This is a genomic window from Bacillota bacterium (assembly GCA_040754675.1).
GTDB lineage: Bacteria > Bacillota > Limnochordia > Limnochordales > Geochordaceae > Geochorda.
The window spans coordinates 1-1,724 of the sequence record JBFMCJ010000738.1 but is presented as its reverse complement, the minus strand read 5'-3'; the positions used below and the strand labels follow the sequence as shown (position 1 = coordinate 1,724).

Genomic DNA, 1,724 nt, shown 5'->3' with positions numbered 1-1,724 from the left:
GCCCGTCTTCGGCACCCGCCCCGAGGCCATCAAGCTGGCCCCCGTTATCAAGGCCCTTGAGGCGGCGCCCGAGTTCGAGGTGCGGCCCGCCGTGACGGGCCAGCACAGGGAGATGCTCGATCAGGTGCTGCGCGTCTTCGGCCTGCACCCGGTCGCCGACCTCGCGCTCATGGAACACAACCAATCCCTCACACACATCACGTGCGCCTCGCTCTCCGGGCTCGACGAACTCTTCGAGCGCCACAGACCCGGCGTGGTGCTGGTGCAGGGTGATACCACCACGACTTTCGCCGCGTCGCTGGCGGCGTTCTACCACCGCATACCGGTGGGGCACGTGGAGGCAGGCCTCCGGACCGGAGACCCCTACCAGCCGTTCCCCGAGGAGATCAACCGCCGGCTGACCTCTGTGCTTGCGCGCTGGCACTTCGCCCCGACCCGCCGGGCGGCCGAGCGGCTGGAGCGCGAAGGGGTGGCCCGCGAGCGGATCTGGCTCACCGGTAACACGGTGATCGATGCGCTGCTGGCGGCCGCCCAGGCAAGCGGCCCCGTGGAGCAGGAGCAGGTCCGGCGCCATCTCGAGATGGGCCGCCGGCTGGTGCTCGTAACGACCCACCGGCGGGAGAGCTGGGGCGAGCCCCACCGGGCCGTTTACCGGGCCCTCCGGGAACTGGCGCGGCGATTCCCGGACATCGCCGTGGTGGTGAGCGTGCATCCAAACCCGGCGGTGCGGAGCGTGGCCCTCGAAGAGCTGGGCGGAAGCGAGCGGGTGGTGCTGCTCGACCCGCCCGACTATCCTTCGTTCGTGCCGCTGCTGAAAGCCGCCTGCCTCGTGCTCACCGACTCGGGGGGCCTTCAAGAGGAAGCGCCGGCTCTAGGCAAACCGGTACTGGTCCTGCGCCAGGTAACCGAGCGCCCCGAAGGCGTGGAGGCCGGCTGCGCCCGGGTGGTCGGTACCCATACGGATCGCATCGTCGCCGAGGCCAGCCGCCTGCTGGAAGACCGCACAGCCTACGACCGGATGGCAAGGGCCGTCAACCCGTACGGGGACGGCAAGGCTTCTCAGCGCATCGTCCAGGCACTCAAGCACGCTCTGGGCTTGTCCAGCACCGGCCCCGACCCGTTTGAGCCCCGGCCGCCGGGCCGGGAGCGGGGCGTCGGCGGCAGGGATGGTGAAAAGCGTTGCAATTAGGAGAAGCTTTCAGTATAATATGCCGCGCTGTCATGCGGCGGCCTCGCAGGGAGAGTTGCCGTGGCGCAAGGGCCTAAGGGCCGCAAGCCGGACCGTTCGCCCTGGGCTGATTTGATCCGTTACGCTACTCTGCTTTCCTGGGGCTTCAACACGGCTGCGGCCCTGATTGTGGGGGCGCTGGGCGGCAACTACCTGGATCGCCGCTGGGGCACGGCGCCGTGGCTGGGCCTGACCGGCGTGCTGCTTGCGATCGGGGTGTCGCTGTACTCGCTGATTCGGGAAGTCATCCGGCTCGAATCAAAGAGCGGCCGGCGGCGGCACGGCCCGCCGGAGTGAACGGGGATCGCGCTTCTTCAGGTTGCAAAGGGATGGGCGTGCGCGCGGCGTACATGGTACAGGGTGGCGGCCGTGAACAGGCTCATCCGTGAGCGCACGTGGCTTCTGGCCGTCATCGGGCTTGGCGAGGCGCTGGCCGCAGCGATGCTGGGGTTTCCGGACGCCGCGCTGGGTGTGGTGGCCGGCCTTCCGGTGGGCA

The 1,724-nt window shown here is 69.4% G+C and carries 2 protein-coding genes; both read left to right on the top strand.

Features of this window, described 5'->3' with window-relative positions; translation table 11 throughout:
* A partial coding sequence (wecB, locus tag AB1609_23100; GenBank protein ID MEW6049323.1) for a UDP-N-acetylglucosamine 2-epimerase (non-hydrolyzing) occupies positions 1-1,189 on the top strand: 1,189 nt, incomplete at its 5' end.
* Positions 1,190-1,249: 60 nt separating this feature from the next.
* Positions 1,250-1,525 carry an AtpZ/AtpI family protein gene (locus AB1609_23095; GenBank protein MEW6049322.1) on the top strand — a complete coding sequence of 92 codons (276 nt, stop codon included), beginning with the start codon at positions 1,250-1,252 and terminating at the stop codon, positions 1,523-1,525.
* The last annotated feature ends 199 nt before the right edge of the window (positions 1,526-1,724 follow it).